The sequence below is a fragment of the Streptomyces sp. NPDC111656 genome (genome assembly GCF_055656965.1).
The window spans coordinates 298,465-316,275 of the sequence record NZ_JBVKCA010000001.1; the positions used below are offsets into that span (position 1 = coordinate 298,465).

Annotated in this window: 14 protein-coding genes and 1 riboswitch; of the genes, 9 read left to right on the top strand and 5 right to left on the bottom strand. The window is 72.2% G+C overall.

Annotated features, from left to right (window positions below):
- Nucleotides 1–72 precede the first annotated feature (72 nt).
- Together ACZ7M3_RS01495 and ACZ7M3_RS01500 are read right to left on the bottom strand one after the other, a co-directional pair.
- A complete protein-coding gene (locus ACZ7M3_RS01495; RefSeq protein WP_472059916.1) occupies nucleotides 73–1,518 on the bottom strand; it encodes a C40 family peptidase in 1,446 nt (481 codons plus the stop codon).
- A gap of 56 nt (nucleotides 1,519–1,574) precedes the next feature.
- Nucleotides 1,575–1,745: riboswitch (cyclic di-AMP (ydaO/yuaA leader) on the bottom strand.
- A gap of 115 nt (nucleotides 1,746–1,860) precedes the next feature.
- A complete protein-coding gene (locus ACZ7M3_RS01500) occupies nucleotides 1,861–3,222 on the bottom strand; it encodes a diacylglycerol/lipid kinase family protein (protein ID WP_472059917.1) in 1,362 nt (453 codons plus the stop codon).
- A gap of 303 nt (nucleotides 3,223–3,525) precedes the next feature.
- On the opposite strand from ACZ7M3_RS01500, the gene ACZ7M3_RS01505 reads away from it, so the two are divergent.
- From ACZ7M3_RS01505 to ACZ7M3_RS01520, 4 genes are read left to right on the top strand one after another with little or no spacing between them, the layout of a single operon-like run.
- Entirely contained in the window at nucleotides 3,526–4,230 is a 705-nt protein-coding gene (locus ACZ7M3_RS01505) for a response regulator transcription factor (RefSeq protein WP_472059918.1), read from the top strand.
- Nucleotides 4,227–5,711, top strand: coding sequence for a sensor histidine kinase (locus tag ACZ7M3_RS01510; RefSeq protein WP_472059919.1), 1,485 nt, complete (start codon nucleotides 4,227–4,229; stop codon nucleotides 5,709–5,711). Before ACZ7M3_RS01505 ends, ACZ7M3_RS01510 begins: the two co-directional genes overlap by 4 nt.
- Before the next feature lie 46 nt (nucleotides 5,712–5,757).
- Entirely contained in the window at nucleotides 5,758–6,165 is a 408-nt protein-coding gene (locus tag ACZ7M3_RS01515; RefSeq protein WP_472059920.1) for a hypothetical protein, read from the top strand.
- Complete coding sequence (locus ACZ7M3_RS01520) at nucleotides 6,165–6,395, top strand: hypothetical protein (protein WP_472059921.1); 231 nt, start codon at nucleotides 6,165–6,167, stop codon at nucleotides 6,393–6,395. The genes ACZ7M3_RS01515 and ACZ7M3_RS01520 overlap by 1 nt, the downstream gene beginning before the upstream one ends.
- Before the next feature lie 2 nt (nucleotides 6,396–6,397).
- On the opposite strand, the gene ACZ7M3_RS01525 is transcribed toward ACZ7M3_RS01520, so the two are convergent.
- Entirely contained in the window at nucleotides 6,398–7,579 is a 1,182-nt protein-coding gene (locus ACZ7M3_RS01525; protein ID WP_472060985.1) for a PP2C family protein-serine/threonine phosphatase, read from the bottom strand.
- Between the two features lie 181 nt (nucleotides 7,580–7,760).
- Between ACZ7M3_RS01525 and ACZ7M3_RS01530 the strand changes: the two genes are divergently transcribed.
- The gene (locus ACZ7M3_RS01530) at nucleotides 7,761–9,125 is read left to right on the top strand and encodes an FAD-dependent oxidoreductase (RefSeq protein ID WP_351312276.1); all 1,365 of its coding nucleotides are present in this window, start codon (nucleotides 7,761–7,763) and stop codon (nucleotides 9,123–9,125) included.
- 163 nt (nucleotides 9,126–9,288) lie between these two features.
- Here the strand turns inward: ACZ7M3_RS01530 and ligA are convergent, their stop codons facing one another.
- Together ligA and ACZ7M3_RS01540 are read right to left on the bottom strand one after the other, a co-directional pair.
- Nucleotides 9,289–11,385 (bottom strand): NAD-dependent DNA ligase LigA, encoded by a 2,097-nt coding sequence (gene ligA / locus ACZ7M3_RS01535; protein ID WP_472059922.1) that lies wholly within the window; start codon nucleotides 11,383–11,385, stop codon nucleotides 9,289–9,291.
- 359 nt (nucleotides 11,386–11,744) lie between these two features.
- Nucleotides 11,745–12,335 (bottom strand): TetR/AcrR family transcriptional regulator, encoded by a 591-nt coding sequence (locus ACZ7M3_RS01540; RefSeq protein WP_095856121.1) that lies wholly within the window; start codon nucleotides 12,333–12,335, stop codon nucleotides 11,745–11,747.
- Nucleotides 12,336–12,538: 203 nt separating this feature from the next.
- Here ACZ7M3_RS01540 and ACZ7M3_RS01545 point away from each other — a divergent pair, with 203 nt between their 5' ends.
- The 4 genes from ACZ7M3_RS01545 to ACZ7M3_RS01560 are packed head-to-tail and all read left to right on the top strand — an operon-like array spanning nucleotide 12,539 to nucleotide 17,514.
- On the top strand, nucleotides 12,539–13,141 hold the full coding sequence (locus ACZ7M3_RS01545) for a (2Fe-2S)-binding protein (RefSeq protein WP_472059923.1): 603 nt from the start codon (nucleotides 12,539–12,541) through the stop codon (nucleotides 13,139–13,141).
- Complete coding sequence (locus ACZ7M3_RS01550) at nucleotides 13,138–14,130, top strand: FAD binding domain-containing protein (protein WP_472059924.1); 993 nt, start codon at nucleotides 13,138–13,140, stop codon at nucleotides 14,128–14,130. The genes ACZ7M3_RS01545 and ACZ7M3_RS01550 overlap by 4 nt, the downstream gene beginning before the upstream one ends.
- On the top strand, nucleotides 14,127–16,277 hold the full coding sequence (locus ACZ7M3_RS01555; RefSeq protein ID WP_472059925.1) for a xanthine dehydrogenase family protein molybdopterin-binding subunit: 2,151 nt from the start codon (nucleotides 14,127–14,129) through the stop codon (nucleotides 16,275–16,277). The genes ACZ7M3_RS01550 and ACZ7M3_RS01555 overlap by 4 nt, the downstream gene beginning before the upstream one ends.
- Nucleotides 16,270–17,514, top strand: a complete 1,245-nt coding sequence (locus ACZ7M3_RS01560; RefSeq protein ID WP_472059926.1) for an XdhC family protein — start codon at nucleotides 16,270–16,272, stop codon at nucleotides 17,512–17,514. Before ACZ7M3_RS01555 ends, ACZ7M3_RS01560 begins: the two co-directional genes overlap by 8 nt.
- Nucleotides 17,515–17,811: the final 297 nt, after the last annotated feature.

The following is a 17,811-nucleotide window of genomic DNA, read 5'->3' on the forward strand; positions in this document are numbered from 1 at the left end:
CGGTATTGCGGAGCTTTGGCCTTTGCGGTCCCTTATATGTGCTTTGAGGTGCTGGAGACGTCGCGGCGTCCGTCACGCCGGGCGCAGCGCGCCGTGGATCGCGTTCTGTCCGGCGAAGAAGAGGGACTCTTCGCGTATCGAGGCACCCGGGCTGGGGGCGTGGATCATCATGCCGTTGCCGGTGTAGAAGCCGACGTGGCTGACGTTGTCGTAGAAGAAGATCAGGTCGCCGAACTGGATGTCGGTCAGGGGAATCGCCGCACCGGCGGTCGCCTGCCCGTGCACGGTGCGCGGGAGTGCGACCCCGGCGGCCCTCCAGGCGGCCTGGACGAGGCTGGCGGAGTCGTACGAGTCCGGTCCGGTCGCGCCCCAGACGCACGGCTTGCCGATCTGCTCGCGGGCGAAGGCGAGGGCCTTGGCGGCCTTCCCGCCGTACGCCGACTCCACGGCGCCGACCGCTCCGACGGCCGTGTTGACCGCGCCGGTGCCTACGGGCATATCCGCGGCCAGGGGCATTCCCGCGCCGAGGGACATGTCGGCACCGAGGGGCATCCCCGTACCCATGGACATGTCCGTGGCCGGCGGTAGGCCTCCGCCGAGGGACATGTCCGCGCCGGGAAGCATGCCCGCGGCCAGGGGCATCCCCGCACCCATGGACATGTCCGTAGCCAGGGGCATTCCCGTGCCGAGGGACATGTCCGCACCGAGGGGCATTCCCGTACCCATGGACATGTCCGCACCGAGAGGCATCCCGGTGCCGAGGGACATGTCCGGGCCGAGTGCGGTCGACTGCTGTCGCTGCCACTCCTGCGCGGCCTGCTGGCGAGCCTGATCCTCCGGGGTGGGCCAGACACCCTCGGCCGGACGTGACTCGATCGCCGCGGGCCCGGGGTTCCACTGTGCGGCGTGCTTGGACACCAGCTCACGGGCCAGCGCCAGTTTCCGCTGGATCTTCTCCTTGGACGTCTTCAACGAGGACTGCCCCGGCCCGGCGGGCAGCGCGGGCAGCAGGGCCGTGGCGGCCTCCTGCGCGGGTTGCGGCGCGGCCGGCAGCGCGGCGACGGCCCTGGCCGTCAACTCGGCCACGGGCCCGGCGGTCGCCTCGGCGGAGGGGCCCGCGGTCAACTCGAGAACGGGGCGGGCGGTCAACTCCCGCCCACGGTCGCCGAGTCCGTCCTCCGGCCGCTTCGCCGGGCCCGTGGGCCGCGCCTCGGCCGGGCGATTCGGCATCCGGTCGGCCGGCAGCCTGGCCGGCGCGGACGGACCCAGCTGCCTGCGCGCCGCGTCGAACCAGGTCTTGGTGATGTCGTCGAGGGCGGGGTCGCGGCGCCTGCGCGCGGCTTCCGGCGCCGGGTTGACGCGGCTTCGGCTCCCCGTGGTCATCGCGCGGGTCCCGTTGACGAACCCCACGGCGTTCTCGGCCTGGTCGTAGAGGGAGCTGATCCGCTGCTGCACCTCCTCGTGGCTCGGACCGTCCGCGCCACTGAGGGCGGCCGTCGCGCGTGCGGAGTCGGGCATGCCAGGGAGGCTGTTGCCTCCAGGGCGCGGGGTTCGTTCCGGCGCCATGGGAGCCGTACTCCTTCCGTACTCCGCCTACCGGGCCGGCTGTCGGGTTCGGGCGGAAGATTCCGGAAGGCATGCCCTACGGCCCTTGCCCGGTGGGGCAGTTGGGCCGATTCACCCCAAGGCCGGTTGGGTCCTGGTTCCGGTTGCCACGGGGGCGCCGGATTCGGCGGAGGTCGCGCGACCCGGCGAGGTTCGCCGGAGGGAGTCGTGCGGCCTACGGCCAACTTAGCCAATTTGTGTGCCTGGTGTGAAGATTGGAGCGCGAACTGTCCGATATGTAATTGTGACCTTCGTCTACGTGTCCCGGCCGCGACCAGGATGTCGTACGACCGCCGTGCGCCCCATGGTCGCCGCGAGCGTGCGCAACCGGCGCCAGTCCAAAGGGGGTTGGGCCTCCGGCACGCCGGGCCGTTCCTTGGGGACGCGGACGCGCAGCGCTCCGGGTTCGACGCGGCAGTGGACCGGGGCGGGCAGGACCAGGGCCTCGCCGTCGATGCCGGCCTCGATCTCCGAGCGGTCGGCGTCGATGACCACCTCACGGGTGGTCAGGACCGCGAGTCCGTCCGGCGCGGGGTCCAGTACGAGCGCGGCGGCCTCGGCCGCGCTGTCCACCGTGATGCCGAGGACACCGAGCAGCCCGGAGTCGAGCCGTTCGCGGCGGCCGAGACCGGCCGGATCGTTGGTTCGGTAGGGGTTGTTGCTCACCAGTACGGCCTGCGGGGCGTCGAGCGTCGTGTCGCCGGCGCGGGCGGTCAGCCGCGGCCCGCGCTGGCGGGTGAGCAGGTCGGGCAGGAGGTCCAGGATGGTGCCGATCTTGTCGTCGCGGTACGCGGGACTCTGCACGACCGCCGCGTACGCGCCGAAGGAGGCGTTGTTGACGAACGGGTGGCCGCCGGCGAAGCCGAGGTCCACGCGGAGTTCGACGCCGTCGATGAGGGCGTCCAGGCAGGTGGCCGGGTCGTCGCGGTCGAGGCCGAGGTCCATGGCGAAGTGATTGCGGGTGCCGGCGCAGACCACCAGGAACGGCAGACCGTGTTCGGCGGCGACGGCCGCGACCAGCGCCTGGGTACCGTCACCGCCGGCGACGCCCAGCAGATCCGCGCCGTCCGCGACGGCGGCCCGGGCCAGCGCGGTGACGTCCTGGTGCTGGTCCGGGTCGAGGAGCACGACCTGCGCGCCGAGCCGCTCCGCCTTCTCCCGCAGTCCGAACTTCGCCACCTTGCCGCCGCCGGAGTGCGGGTTCATGAGGAGGAAGGGGCGCCGCGGCGGTGGTGCCCTGCGTTCCTTCGGGCGCGGGGCGCGCGTCCGGTCGCTCCGCAGGGCGTACCGGCCGCTCCAGACGGCCACGGTCCACAGTGCCAGGGACACGGGGACGGCCCAGAGCAGGCGGGCCACGGCGAACAGGGTGATCACGGCGCCGGGCGCGACGGCCGCCAGCACGGCCGCCACCCAGCGGAGCGGGCCGCGCCGGGTCAGCGCCCACCACAGCGCCGCCGCCGTGACGGCCACGCCGAGGAGCGCGGCCAGGAGCAGCAGTACGCCGTCCACGCCGCCGTAACCGAGCGGCAGCAGCACCGCCAGCGCCGCCGCGACCAGCGCGGCCCTGGCCGCCCACCGTTTCCCGTGGCCGACCTGCGCGCTCGCGTCCACACCCATCGCTCCTCCACGGACGTCGTAGAAGTCCGGCCCTGGTGGCCCCGGCCGCACGGAGGCCTGGTTCGGCGGGTCGTTCGCTGTGTGCGGGGTCGGCCATCGACGACACAGTCGTATGCAACCGTCGGGTCAGGCCCCGCGCAACCGCCACGCTCCGCCAGGGCCCGCGCCGACCGGGGCCGGTCCGGGCGCCTCTCACCGAACCCTTGGTCCACCCCTCGGGGCCGGGACCGGCCCGGCTGATGCACGATGGGCGGCGGCGGGCCCCGGCAGGACGCCGGGGTGTGGCGGGGAGGGACAGTGGTGATGAGTGGGCAGCGCGGCCGTGTCCTGGTCGTGGACGACGACGCGGCGATCCGCCGCTCGCTGGAGCGGGGCCTGAGGCTCGGCGGATTCACCGTGGACCTGGCCGACGGGGGCCGGCCGGCCCTGGCGGTGGCCCGGCGGACACCGCCGGATGTGATCGTGCTGGACATCTCGATGCCCGACCTCAGCGGCATCGAGGTGTGCAGGGCACTGCGGGACGAGGACGACGACGTACCCGTGCTGATGCTCTCCGCACTCGACGAGACCGCCGACCGGATCGCGGGCCTGCAGGCGGGCGGCGACGACTACCTCGTCAAGCCCTTCGCCCTGCAGGAGCTGGTCCTGCGGCTGGAGGCGCTGCTGCGGCGCAGGCCGCCACGGGACAGCGGCACCGTACGGGCCGGCGGGCTGCTCCTTGATCCGGCCGCCCGCAGGGTGAGCCTCGACGGGCGGCCGGTGGAACTGACCCGCCGCGAGTTCGAACTCCTCCACTTCCTCGCCCGCAACACCGGCATCGTGCTCAGCCGGGACCAGCTCCTCGATCGCGTATGGGGCTACGACTTCGAGGTCCGCACCGACGCGGTGGACACCTTCGTCAGCTATCTGCGCCGCAAACTGGAGACGTCGGGGCGCTCCCGGATCATCCACACCGTACGAGGCGTGGGCTTCGTCCTGCGCGACGACGACCCGCGGGAGCGGCCGTGAGACTGTCCACACGGATCGCCCTGGCCGTCGGCGCCACCGTGCCCGTACTGGTACTGGCCACCGGCTGGCTGCTGCTGCGGCTGGTCGCCGCGGATCTGCACGATCAGCAGGACACACATCTGCGTGAGCGCTCGGTGGCCGTCGCCAAGGACGCCCGGGGGCTGCTGCGCGCGAGCGCCGCCGACCGGTCGGCGGCGGTGGAGCAGGCCCGCGAACGCCGGGTGTTCACCTCGGCCCTGGACGTGGGCGTACGGCTGATCGGCCCCGAGGAGACCTTCACGGGTGGCCCGCAACCGGCGGCCGACGTGGCGCTGCCCGCCAGGGCGCCCGTGCCGGTCACCCTCCGTGCCGACGGCAGGAGCTGGCGGATCCTGTCGACCCGGGTGACAGGGGCGCGCCCCGGCGTGCGCGGCACCCTGTGGCTGTTCGCGTCCGACACCGCCGCCGACACCCAGGTGCGCCTGGTCCGACGGCGCGTGGTGACCGTCGCCCTGCTCGCCGCACCGCTGTCCGGGCTGCTCGCCTGGGCCGTCGCCACCCGGGCGAGCACACCGCTGCGCCGTCTGCAACGCAGGGCGAGCGGCCTCGACCCCCGCTCCAGTGCCACCCGCCTCGATCACACCCCGACGCGGATCGCCGAGGTCGACGACCTCGCACACACCCTGCAGACCGTCCTGGCCCGCTACGACGAGCAGGCGCTCAGGACCGCCGAGGCACTGGCCACCGCCCGCTCCTTCGCCTCGGCGGCCTCGCACGAACTGCGCACCCCGCTGATGAGCATGCAGACCAACCTGGAGATCCTCACCGAGCATCCGGAACTCGCCGGACCCGACCGCGACGAAGTGCTGCACGACCTGAGCCGCGAACACGCACGCCTCCTCGGGGTCCTCGTCATGTTGCGCGACCTCGGCCGCGGAGACCTCGTCGAGGCGGACGCCTTCGGCCCGGTCGACCTCGCCGACCTCGTCGAAGCGAGCACGGAGGACCAGCGGCGACGCCATCCGCACGCACGGGTGGTCGGCCACTGCGCACCGGGTCTGCGCGTACACGGCTGGGAGGCGGGACTGCGGAGCCTGGTGGACAACCTGCTCGTCAACGCCCTGATCCACGGACACACGGACGGGCAGCCCCCGCAGGTCGAGGTGACCTTGCGCGCGAGCGGCGCCGACGCGCTCCTCGTCGTCGAAGACCGGGGACCCGGGATCCCGCCCGCGCTGCGCACCGAGGTCTTCGCACGCTTCCGCCGCCGACCGGACAGCCCCGGCTCCGGCCTCGGACTGACCCTGGTCGCCCAGCAGATCGCCCTGCACCGGGGCGGGATCCGGGTACTGGACCGGCCCACGGGCCCGGGCACCCGCGTCGAGGTCACCCTGCCGCTGAGCGACGGCACCGCGGACACGGGAGCCACGCTTCCGCTCCCGCGCAACTGGATGATCACGACCGCCGACCGGTCACAAGAATTCCACAAAGACGGTTCCTAGCTTTCCGGCGAGAGGGCAGTCGCCCGTGAACGCGGAGGAGTTCGTCATGCCAAGCACCAGGAAGACAGTGATCTCGGTCGTCTCGTTGGTCGCCGCCGGATCGCTGTTCGGCGCCGCGGGCGCCGCCACGGCCGACGCCGCGACTCCCACGCCGTCCGGCACCCCCACGGGCGACGGCGCGGCGGCGCTCTGCAAGCGCGCGCCGAAGATCGACCGGCGGATCGACCGGATCCTCACCCGGCTGCGCGCGGACGCTTCCCGGCGTGGCTCCATCGCCCGTCTCGAGCAGCGGGTGGCGAACGCCAAGTCCGCGGGGCACACCCAGATCGAGACCTACCTGAACGACCGGCTCACCGCCCGGCGTTCCCTGGTCCCCACCCTGGAGACCCGCCAGAAGGACCTGGCCGACGTCGAGAAGTGGTGCGGCGCCCACGACAACGGTCGTACGAACTGATGCGCGCGCGCCACACCGTGCCGGCCGTACTGGCCGCCCTGCTGTTCCTGGCCGGATGCGGCCAGGGCGGGAGCGCGCAGAGCACGCAGGGCACACAGTCCGCACAGGGCACGCAGACCACTCGGCAGCCCGCACCCACCTCCTCCGCGGACCTCGGTCACCTGCGGAAGCTCGTCGACGACGCCGATTCCGCGGCGAGCGCGGCAGAGTCGGACATGGCCCGGGAGTGAGGTCAGCGCTCCGCCGACGGGGGCGATCCGGTGGGATGGAGCCGGTGGTGACCGTCTACGGGACGGGTGGCGAAATGCGGTCGATGCGGGTGGTGGAAGGCGGTGCGTTCGATGATCAGGAGGGCGGCGTCGTCGCCGGGGTGGTCGCCGACATGCGCGAGGAGGTCGTCGTGGATGCGCCGCATCAGGGTCTCGGGGCTGGAGGCAGGAAAGGAGGCGACCCGCTCGAGGAGGGGGTAGAAGGCGCCCGACGGTGAGCGGGCTTCGATGACGCCGTCGGTGTAGAGCAGGAGGATGTCACCCGTTTCGAAGGTGAACCCGTCGGGTCGGTGGCTCGCGGCGGGCAACTCGCACATGCCCAGCGGGGGGAGGGGGTGGCGCGGGTGCAGGACCGTGACCTCCTGGTTGCGCAGCAGGAGAGGCGGTGGATGACCGCAGGTGATCATCCAGGCGTCCGGCCCCTCGTCGGGGATGTCGAGCACAAGCGCGGTGATGAAGTGCTCGCCCGGGTCGTGCTCGGTGTCGGCCACGTCCTCCAGGTCGCGGCACACACTGACCTCCAGCGCCGCCGTGAGCTCGGGCAGGGTGGCGTACCGGTGAGCGCCCTCACGGAACGAGCCCAGCACCACCGAGGCCTCCCCGATGGAGGCCAGACCCTTGCCGCGTACGTCCCCGATGATCACCCGCGTGGCGGACTGGGCGACGCGGGCGACCGCGAACAGGTCGCCGCCGATCTGCGTCTCGTCCTCGGCGGCCAGATACAGCCAGGCCACGCGCAAGGGCCCGATCCTGCGGGGCGGCGGTCGCAGCAGGACCCGCTGCGCCGTCTCGGCCACCGACCGCGCCCGGCTCAGCTCCCGGGCACGCCGCTCGCGTACATGGCAGACGAAGACCACCAGCGCGGAGAGCACGGTCAGGGCGATGATCTGCGCGATGTGGTTGGCGGTGGTCAGCCCGCCGTGAAATATCGCGATGAAGATCTGGGCGGCCACGGCCAGCGCCCCCACGGCCGCGGTCAGTCGTGGTCCGGCCAGGGAGGCGGTGAGGGCGGGGGCGATGACCAGCAACGGACCCAGGTGGACGTTGGTCGGGGAGTGCAGGTCCACCACAGTGATCACTACGATCAGCGCGAGTGGGATTGCCACCAGTCCGCGGCCCGACGGCTGCTCCACGAGGCGGTCCACTGACACACGCCGGACATCCACATATCCCAGTTTGCCCCCGATTCCGAGGCCCGTGCTCCCCGGCGGCGGGTCATAAGATCGGCTTATGGGGTCATAGATCCAACCCGGCTACTGACTAAGGTTTGCCTTAGTTTAGGCTTCCCGACGAGCCACCCTGCCACCGTTCGAAGGGAACCTGATCATGCCTCGCCCTCTGCGGGTAGCCATTGTCGGAGCCGGCCCCGCCGGGATCTACGCTGCCGACGCGCTGCTGAAGTCCGCAGTTGCGGTCGAGCCCGGTGTGTCCATCGACCTCTTCGAACGGATGCCGGCCCCCTTCGGCCTGATCCGTTACGGCGTGGCCCCCGACCACCCGCGGATCAAGGGCATCATCACGGCCCTGCACCAGGTGCTCGACAAGCCCCAGATACGTCTCTTCGGCAATGTCGACTACCCCGGGGACATCAACCTCGACGACCTGCGCACCTTCTACGACGCCGTGATCTTCTCCACGGGGGCGACGGCCGACCGGGCCCTCGACATACCCGGCATCGGCCTCGACGGCTCGTACGGTGCCGCGGACTTCGTCTCCTGGTACGACGGTCACCCGGACGTGGCACGGACCTGGCCGCTCGAAGCGGAGAAGGTCGCCGTCCTCGGCGTCGGCAACGTCGCGCTCGACGTCGCCCGCATCCTCGCCAAGACCGCCGACGAGCTGCTGCCGACCGAGATCCCGCAGAACGTCTACGACGGCCTCAAGGCCAACAAGGCCCTGGAGGTCCACGTCTTCGGCCGCCGCGGTCCGGCGCAGGCGAAGTTCAGCCCGATGGAGCTGCGGGAACTGGACCACTCCCCGAACATCGAGGTCATCGTCGACCCCGAGGACATCGACTACGACGAGGGCTCGATCGCGACCCGGCGCGGCAACAAGCAGGCCGACATGGTCGCCAAGACCCTGGAGAACTGGGCCATCCGCGACATCGGTGACCGCCCGCACAAGCTGTTCCTGCACTTCTTCGAGTCCCCGACCGAGATCCTCGGCGAGAACGGCCAGGTCGTGGGCCTGCGCACCGAGCGCACCGCCCTCGACGGCACCGGCAACGTCAAGGGAACCGGCGAGTACAAGGACTGGGACCTCGGTGCGGTCTACCGCGCCGTGGGCTACCTGTCCGACGAACTGCCCAAGCTCCCCTGGGACGCCGAGTCGGGCACGGTCCCGGACCAGGGCGGACGGGTGATCGAGGAGACCGGCGAGCACCTGCAGTCGACGTACGTCACTGGCTGGATCCGACGCGGCCCCGTGGGTCTGATCGGCCACACCAAGGGCGACGCCAATGAGACCGTCGCGAGCCTGCTGGACGACCACGCGAACGGACGTCTGCACACGCCCGGCTCGCCCGACCCGGAGGCCGTGGACGCGTTCCTCGGCGAGCGGGACGTCCGCTTCACCACCTGGGAGGGCTGGTACCGCCTGGACGCCGCGGAGAAGGCGCTGGGTGAACCGCAGGGCCGGGAACGCGTGAAGATCGTCGAGCGCGAGGACATGCTCGACGCGAGCGGCGCGTAGGCCTCGGGGGCTCTTCAGGGCTCCTCGGGTCCCGACGCGGGCTCGCCGTCATGAAAGAGCCCACTCCCGAACCGATGGTGTAGCGGGTTGCACCATCGGTTCCCGAGTCACGGCGAGGACGGCCCAGCACGAAGCAGGAGGCCGGGGAAGGAAGCGGCGCCCTTCAGCCGACGTAGTCGGCGACCATGGTCGCGAACTCGTCGGGGGTGACCAGCCGGATGCCGAGGTCCTCGGCCTTGGCGCGCTTGGATCCGGCGCCTTCGCCGGCGACGACCAGCGTGGTCTTCTTGGAGACGCTGGAGGAGGAGCGGCCACCGGCGCGCTCGACGAGTTCGTTCATCTGGTTGCGGCTGAGCTTCTCCAGTGGGCCGGTCATGGCTCCGGTGACGACGACCGCCATCCCGGTCAGCGGCCCGCCCGCGGGCTCCGCGCCCTGGGTGCCGGTATCGGCGCCGGTGTCGGTGTCGTCGGCGGTGACGGGCGCAGTGGCACCGGGCTCGGTCATGTTGACCCCGGCCGCGGCGAGCTTGTCGATGAGCGGGGCGAGTTCGGCGAGTTCGGCCACGATGGACGGGGCCTTCTCCGTGCCGATGCCCTCGACCCGCTGCATCGCTTCCGCGTCGGCGGCACGGATGTGGTCCATGGTCGCGAAGTACCGGGCGATACGACGGGACATGGAGCGGCCCGTACCGCGGACGCCGAGCGCGCACAGCACCCGCGACAACGGCTGCCCCTTGGCCGCGCCGATCGCCGCGAGGAGATTGTCGGTGCTGGTCTCGCCCATCCGTTCCAGGGCGAGGAGCCGGTCGCGCGTGAGGGCGAACACGTCGGCCAGATCGGCGACCAGGCCGGCCTCGACGAGCTGGACGACACGGGTGTGACCCAGGCCCTCGATGTCGAGCTGGTCGCGGCCGGCGGCGTACGAGAGGGCGGCGACCAGATGACAGTTGCGGCCGTTCTCGCAGCGCCAGCGCTGCTCGCTGGTGTCGATGGCCGAGCCGCACCGCGGGCACACCTCGGGGAAGACGATCGGCCGCTCCTCGCCGGTGCGCAGATGGGCGACGGGGGCTTCGACGCGGGGAATGACGTCCCCGGCGCGGTGGACCATCACATGGTCGCCCAGACGCAGGTCGCGGCGGGTGATGTCGGCAGGGTTGTGGAGGGTGGCGTAGGTGATGGTGGAGCCGTCGATCTCGACCGGTTCGAGGACCGCGCGCGGAGCGACGATGCCGGTGCGGCCCACGTTCCACTCCACCTCCAGCAGCCGGGTGATCTTCTCCACGGCCGGCAGCTTGTAGGCGATCGCCCAGCGCGGTGCACGCGAACCGGATCCGGCGGCCTGCTGATCGGCGGCGAGGTCGGCCTTGACGACTATCCCGTCGATCCCGAACGGCAACTCCGCCCGAAGCGCGGCGATCTCCTTCACCCGGGCCAGGACCTGATCGGCGGTCTCCGCCGTGGTCCCCGGCACGGCGGTGGCGGCGGTGGTGTTCACGCCGAGCGCGGCGCACCGGGCCATCAGCTCGCTGTGCGCGGCCTCGCCCAGCCGTGCCGCGAGGGCCTCCTCGGTGCCGGGCAGCGGCAGCAGGGCATAGCCGAAGAAGGTCATCGGCACGGTGTAGGCGCGGTCCTTGGCGCGCAGTGTGCCCGCCGCGGCGTTGCGCGGGTTCGCGAACGGCTGACCGCCGTGCGCGGTGCGCACCTCGTTGGCGTGCTCGAACTGGGCGGTGGTCATCAGGACTTCGCCGCGCACCTCCACCGTGACCGGCTCGGCGAGTTCGGCCGGGAGGCCTTCGACGGTGCCGATGGCGTGCGAGACGTCCTCCCCGGCCGTCCCGTCGCCACGGGTGATCAGCCGGGTGAGGCGACCGCGGGTGTATCGGGCGGCGATCGCGAGCCCGTCGAGCTTCGGCTCGACACCGAACCGGGTGACGTCATGGCCGATCCGCCGGGCCAGTGACGCGGTCCAGGCGGTGAACTCCTCCGGCGAGAAGACGTTGTCCAGGCTCAACATGGGGACCGTGTGCGGGACATCGCCCTCCACGGCGCCACCGGCGACCTTCCCGGTCGGTGAGTCGGGCAGCACCTCGTCGGGATGAGCGGACTCCCACGCCGCGATGCCGCGCACGAGCCGGTCGTAGGTGTCGTCGTCCAGTACCGACGTGCCGCCCGCGTAGTAGGCGGCCGAAGCCTTCACGGCGTCCTCGACCGCCCGCGCGTAGGCGGCGGCATCCACGATCACTGCGGCTGGTGTTGTCATACCCGCCATCCTGCACGCCACCACTGACAACGCCCCGGCACGCGTCTGCCGCACGCCGGAAACCAGGTGACCGCGACGGCGGTGACCACTACGGTGAACTCGTTCAGGTGCGAAGGTTTCGGCTACTTCTCCTGTCAAGAGAGAAACGCGGGTTCGAATCCCGTCGCCCGCCCCAGCGGGTGTCGTCCAGCGGCCCAGGACACTTACGTCGCCGACACCGATCCCGATCTCTGAACACCGCGACACGAGCCGTCCGCCACGGGGGAGTTACAGGCGGACGGCTTCGTCGTGCGCGTAGGAGCGGCTGTCGGTGACGACGGGCCGCCGCTCCCGCTCCCGCTCGCAGCCCGCGGCTCGGCTCACTCGGGCGGCGCGGAACCCGGCGCGCCCACCCGTAGACCGTCCATCACGAGGTCCAGAAGGCGGGTGGCGCGCGGCTGCCAGTCCCCGTCCGCGTCGATCTGCCAGAGACCGGCGATGAAGAGGAAGAAGTCCTCGGGGGTCACTCCGGGGCGAATGCTGCCCGCCTTGTCGTTCGCCGCCAGGAGCAGCGCGGTGGCCGAGGACATCGCGCCGTGCCCCAGCCGGGTCAGGGTGCCGTGCGCGAGGGTGGTCGCGCGCAGGGCCTCGGCCAGGCCGACCTTGGTCATGGCGAACTGGGCGAGGCGGTCCATCCACTCCCGCAGGGCCCGGTCCGGCGCACGCGTCTCGAGCAGCTGGGCCGCGGCGTCGGCGACCTGCTGCACCTCGTGGCGGTAGATCTCCAGGAGGAGTGCCTCGCGATTGGGGAAGTTGCGGTAGAACGTCCCTTGCCCGACCCCCGCCTTCTTGGCGATCGCGCTGAGCGGGGTGTCCGCCGACCGCGTCAGCTCGGCCAGGGCCACCTCGAGAATGCGCTCGCGATTGCGTTGCGCGTCCGAGCGCAGCGGGGCGGCCTTCTTCTGCTGCACCCGGGCCTCCTTCGTCCTCCGCCCTCCCAGGCGAGTACCTTGCTAAGCGGACAGCTGTCCGATAGGTTCGAGATGAACGGACAGCTGTCCGGTTAAGGGTTCACCATACCGCCGGATCCGGCCAGTGTGGACCATCGGTGCCCCCTTTTCCCGGCCCTCTCGCGACTTCCTTTCCCCCTCAGACAGGCGAAAGAAGGCTGATCATGGCCCCCACGACGTCCAGCGCCACGACCTCGACGTCCAGCACCATCACCCTGCACGTCAACGGCGAGAAGTACACGCTGCCCGTCGACCGTCGCACCACCCTGCTCGACGCCCTGCGTGAGCGTCTCGATCTCACCGGTACCAAGAAAGGCTGCGATCAGGGCCAGTGCGGCGCCTGCACGGTGCTGCTCGACGGACGCCGGGCCGTCTCCTGTCTGCAACTCGCCGTCGCCGCCGAGGGGCGCGAGATCACCACCATCGAAGGGGTGGCGGACGGTGAGCGGCTGCATCCCGTGCAACAGGCCTTCCTCGACCTCGACGGCTACCAGTGCGGCTACTGCACGCCCGGCCAGATCTGTTCGGCCCTCGCCGTGATCGAGGAGCACGCGGCGGGCTGGCCGAGCGCCGTGACCGCGGACGTGCGGCCCGAAGCGGGGGCTGCGCAGCTCACGCCCGAGGAGATCCGTGAGCGGATGAGCGGCAACCTGTGCCGGTGCGGCGCGTATGTGTCGATCGTCCAGGCCGTCGCACGGGCGGCGCAGTCGTCCGATACACGGTCGTCCGATACACGGTCGTCCGAGACCAAGGAGACGGCGGCATGAGGGAGTTCGACTACGAGCGCGCCTACGACGTCACCGGCGCGGTCGCGCTGCTGGGCGCCGACCCGGACGCGCGTTATCTCGGCGGTGGTACCAATCTCGTCGACCTGATGAAGAGTGGGGTGGAGCGGCCCGCCCGGCTCGTCGACGTGCGTGAACTCCCCCTCGACCGCGTCGAGTTCACAAGGAGCGGCGGGCTGCGTATCGGCGCCACCGTGACCAACAGCGACCTCGCCGCCCATCCCGACGTGCGGCGCCACTACCCGGCGTTGACCCAGGCCGTGCTGGCCGGAGCCTCCGGTCAGCTGCGCAACATGGCCACGGTCGGCGGAAACCTGCTCCAGCGCACCCGCTGCGGCTACTTCACCGATCTGGCGAAGCCCTGCAACAAGCGGGTCCCCGGCAGTGGTTGCCCGGCCGTCGAGGGCGAGCACCACAACCACGCCATCCTCGGTGCCTCCCCGCACTGCGTGGCCACGCACCCCTCGGACATGGCCGTGGCCCTCACCGCCTTCGACGCCGTCGTCTCGTACGAAACGGCGGACGGACCCGGGGAGTTGCCGCTCGCGGAGTTCTATCTGCCGGTGGGTGACACCCCGCACCTGGAGACCGCCCTGCCGCCCGGCGCGCTGATCACCGGCGTCACCCTGCCGGCCGCCCCGGTCGCCGCCCGCTCCCGCTACCGCAAGGTGCGTGAGCGCGCCTCGTACGCGTTCGCGATCGGCTCGATCGCCGCCGCCCTCGACGTCCACGACGGTGTCGTACGCGAAGTGCGCCTCGCCTTCGGGGCGGTGGCCTCCCGGCCGTGGCGGGCCCGTGCGGCCGAACGGGCGCTGACCGGGGGACCGGCGAGCGCCGAGGCCTTCGCCGCCGCCGCGGACGCCGAGCTCGCGGCAGCCCGGACGCTGCCCCACAACGGATACAAGGTGCCCCTGATGCGCAATCTCGTCGTGGCGATGCTGACCGAACTCACCGAGGAGGCGGCCCGATGACCGGTACGACCACGACCACGACCGCGACGACGGCGGCGACCGCGACGTTCGGGGCCGTCGGCGCCGCCCACACCCGCGTCGAGGGCGTGGCCAAGGTCACCGGGGCGGCACGCTACGCGGGCGAGGTCCCGTATCCCGAACTCGCCCACGGCTGGCTGGTGTTGTCCACCGTGGCCCGTGGCCGGATCCGTACGGTGGAGTCCGCGCCCGTCCTCGCGATGCCGGGCGTCGTCGCCGTCCTGCACCACGAGAACGCCCCGCGTCTCAACGGCGACTACACGAACGCCTTCGGGGCGCCCGACCCGATCGCCCAGATCTTCCAGCACGACCGGGTCCCGTTCGTCGGCTGGCCGGTGGCGCTGGTCGTCGCCGAGACGCCCGAGCAGGCCAGGGAGGCCGCCGAGGCCCTCGTCGTCGTGTACGACGAGGAGCCGCACGACGTCGCGTTCGCCGCCGGACTCCCCGGGGTGTACGCGCCGGAGAGCGCCCCCGCCGCGCAAAAGGGCGACCTGGAGGCCGAACTCGCCGCGTCCGCCGTCGTCGTGGACGCCGAGTACAGCACTCCGGAGGAGCACCACAACCCCATGGAGCCGCACGCGGCGATCGCACGCTGGGACGGCGGCCGGCTCGAGGTCGTCGACTCCAACCAGGGCAGCAGGTTCGTGGCGGACGAGCTCGCGAAGCTGTTCTCGCTCGACCCCCAGTCGGTGCGGGTGCGCTCGGAACACGTCGGCGGCGGCTTCGGCTCCAAGGGCACCCGCCCGCACTCGGTCGCCGCCGCGATGGCCGCGACGGTCCTGCAGCGCCCCGTCCGCGTCGTGCTGACCCGCCGCCAGATGTTCTCGCTCGTCGGCTACCGCAGCCCCACGGCCCAGCGGGTCAGGCTCGGCGCCGACGCGGACGGCCGACTGCGCGCGTTCGACCACCGGGCCGAGTGCCTCACCTCGAGCGTGTACGAGTTCGTCGAGCGGGCCGCCGAGTTCGGGCGCGCGATGTACGACTCCGACGCGCACTACTCGCAGACCCGTGTCGTACCGCTCGACGTGCCGACCCCGAGCTGGATGCGGGCGCCCGGCGAGGCGCCGGGCTCGTTCGCGCTGGAGTCCGCGCTCGACGAACTCGCCGAGAAGTGCGGACTCGACCCGATCGCGCTGCGCGCCCGCAACGAACCGGCCGTCGGCCCCGTCTCCGGGCTGCCGTTCAGCGGCCGCAACCTGCTCGCGTGCTTCGAGGAGGGGGCCCGCCGGTTCGGCTGGGCGGACCGTGACCCGCGTCCCGGTGTCCGCCGCGAGGGCCGCTGGCTGCTCGGGACCGGGACCGCCGCGTCCACGTTCCCCGTGCTGTCCGCCCCGTCCACGGCGGCCGTGACGGCCGAGCCCGACGGCAGCTTCACCGTACGGATCACCGCGTCCGACATCGGGACCGGGGCCCGGACCGCGCTCACCCTGATCGCCGCCGACGCGCTGGAGGTGGCGCCGGAGCGCATCCGGATGCGCATCGCGGACAGCGACTTCGGCTTCGCGATGATCGCCGGCGGCTCGATGGGCACCCGCTCCTGGGCCTGGGCGATCAGGGTCGCGGCGGACGAGCTGCGCGAGCGGCTGGCCCTGGGCGGCGGCATTCCGCCGGAGGGGATCACGGCACGCTCGGACACCTCCCAGGCGGTCGGCGCGCTGGAGCAGAAGGAACGGCACTCCTTCGGGGCCCAGTTCGCCGAGGTCGCCGTCGATGTCACCAGCGGGGAGGTGCGAGTGCGGCGGATGCTCGGCATCTTCGCGGCCGGCCGGATCGTCAACCCGCTCACCGCGCGCGGGCAGTTCGTCGGAGGCATGGTCTGGGGCCTGTCCATGGCCCTGCACGAGGAGGCTCACCGGGACCGGGCCAGCGGCGGCCATGTCGGCAACGACCTCGCCGGCTACCACTTCTCCGCGCACGCCGACGTACCCGACATCGAGGCGGACTGGGTCGACGACCCCGACCCCGGGGACCCGGTCGGCATCAAGGGCATCGGCGAGATCGGGGTCGTCGGAGCGGCGGCGGCGATCGCCAACGCGGTCTGGCACGCGACGGGTGTACGTCACCGGAACCTGCCGATCCGCCCGGACCGGGTGCTGCTGGCGGGCACGGGAAGGGACCGGGATGCTTGACATCGCCGACGAGCTGAACCGGTGGGCCGAGGAGGGCCGGGACTTCGCCGTCGCCACCGTCGTGAGTGTCGGCGGCAGCGCCCCGCGCGGCCCCGGCGCCGCCCTCGCGGTCGACAGCGGCGGCACGGCCATCGGCTCGGTCTCCGGCGGCTGTGTGGAAGGCGCCGTGTACGACCTGTGTGTCCAGGCCCTCCAGGACGGCCGCACGGTGCTGGAACGGTTCGGCTACAGCGACGAGGACGCCTTCGCGGTGGGGCTGACCTGCGGCGGGGTCATCGAGGTCCTGGTCACCCCGGTGCGCGCGGACGCGGCTGAGCGGCCGGTGTACGCGGCGGCGCTGGCGGCCGCGTCCCGGGGCGAGGCGGCGGCCGTCGCCCGGGTGGCCCGGGGACCGGCGGAACTGCTGGGGAGGGTGCTGCTCGTCCGCCCCGACGACTCGTCCGACTCCTCCGGCTCGTCCGACTCCTCCGGCTCGTCCGACTCCTCCGGGGCGTCCACGTCGTACGCGGGCGGCCCGGGTGTCTCCCACGAGGGGAGCCTCGGCGGTCGTCCGGAGCTGGACCGCACGGCGGTGGCCGAGGCTCGTGCCCTGCTGGCGGCGGGCCGCACCGGCACCCTCGAACTGTCGGAGGACGGCGCGCGCTGCCCGGGTGGCGTGACCCTGCTCGTCGAGTCGAGCGTGCCGCCGGCCCGAATGATCGTCTTCGGCGCCGTGGACTTCGCGACGGCGCTGGTACGGGTGGGCAGGTTCCTTGGCTATCACGTGACCGTGTGCGACGCCCGCCCGGTCTTCGCCACCCGGGTCCGCTTCCCCGACGCCGACGAGATCGTGGTCGACTGGCCGCACCGCTACCTCCGACGCACCGTGACCGACGACCGCACGGTCCTGTGCGTGCTCACCCACGACGCCAAGTTCGACGTACCGCTGCTGGAGGCGGCCCTGCGGATGCCGGTGGCGTTCGTCGGCGCCATGGGGTCACGCCGCACGCACGAGGACCGTGAGCGGCGGCTGCGCGAAGTCGGCCTCGGCGAGCGGGAGTTGGCCCGCCTGAGATCTCCGATCGGGCTCGACCTCGGGGCCCGTACGCCGGAGGAGACCGCGCTGTCCATCGCGGCGGAGATCGTCGCGGCCCGGGAGGGCGGGACAGGCGCTCCACTGACCGGCTCCAGAACACCGATCCACCGTGACGGGAGCGGGCGGGGGACCGGTGCGGCGGGGGCGCGGGAGGCAGCCTGAGAAAGGCGCGTGCGGTCGAACGACTCAGGCGCGCGGTGCGCGGCCACCGACGGGGCGGCCCCGAGCAGCTGACGTACGAGATCGCCCCCGTGTTTGGTGCCGGGCCGGGGAGAGGTCCTGGTCGGGGTGCGGTCCGCGTTCGTCACACCGGACGAACCGGTCTGGGGCGCGACCTGGACCGACAGCTTCGACGGCAGCGGCCGTGAGCGGGTGCCCGTCGAGCCGTCGAAGGAGGTGTCGGGTGTCGTCGGCGCGCTCGGCCCCGAGGCGTCGGACCGGGACGTCGGCGACGAGGTG

What these genes read in the sequence shown, in the direction of transcription:
- ACZ7M3_RS01495 (WP_472059916.1), bottom strand. Translation starts at nt 1,518, where the DNA reads ATGCCCGACTCCGCACGCGCGACGGCCGCCCTCAGTGGCGCGGACGGT.
- ACZ7M3_RS01500 (WP_472059917.1), bottom strand. Translation starts at nt 3,222, where the DNA reads ATGGGTGTGGACGCGAGCGCGCAGGTCGGCCACGGGAAACGGTGGGCG.
- ACZ7M3_RS01505 (WP_472059918.1), top strand. Translation starts at nt 3,526, where the DNA reads ATGAGTGGGCAGCGCGGCCGTGTCCTGGTCGTGGACGACGACGCGGCG.
- ACZ7M3_RS01515 (WP_472059920.1), top strand. Translation starts at nt 5,758, where the DNA reads ATGCCAAGCACCAGGAAGACAGTGATCTCGGTCGTCTCGTTGGTCGCC.
- ACZ7M3_RS01520 (WP_472059921.1), top strand. Translation starts at nt 6,165, where the DNA reads ATGCGCGCGCGCCACACCGTGCCGGCCGTACTGGCCGCCCTGCTGTTC.
- ACZ7M3_RS01530 (WP_351312276.1), top strand. Translation starts at nt 7,761, where the DNA reads ATGCCTCGCCCTCTGCGGGTAGCCATTGTCGGAGCCGGCCCCGCCGGG.
- ligA (WP_472059922.1), bottom strand. Translation starts at nt 11,385, where the DNA reads ATGACAACACCAGCCGCAGTGATCGTGGATGCCGCCGCCTACGCGCGG.
- ACZ7M3_RS01545 (WP_472059923.1), top strand. Translation starts at nt 12,539, where the DNA reads ATGGCCCCCACGACGTCCAGCGCCACGACCTCGACGTCCAGCACCATC.
- ACZ7M3_RS01550 (WP_472059924.1), top strand. Translation starts at nt 13,138, where the DNA reads ATGAGGGAGTTCGACTACGAGCGCGCCTACGACGTCACCGGCGCGGTC.
- ACZ7M3_RS01555 (WP_472059925.1), top strand. Translation starts at nt 14,127, where the DNA reads ATGACCGGTACGACCACGACCACGACCGCGACGACGGCGGCGACCGCG.
- ACZ7M3_RS01560 (WP_472059926.1), top strand. Translation starts at nt 16,270, where the DNA reads ATGCTTGACATCGCCGACGAGCTGAACCGGTGGGCCGAGGAGGGCCGG.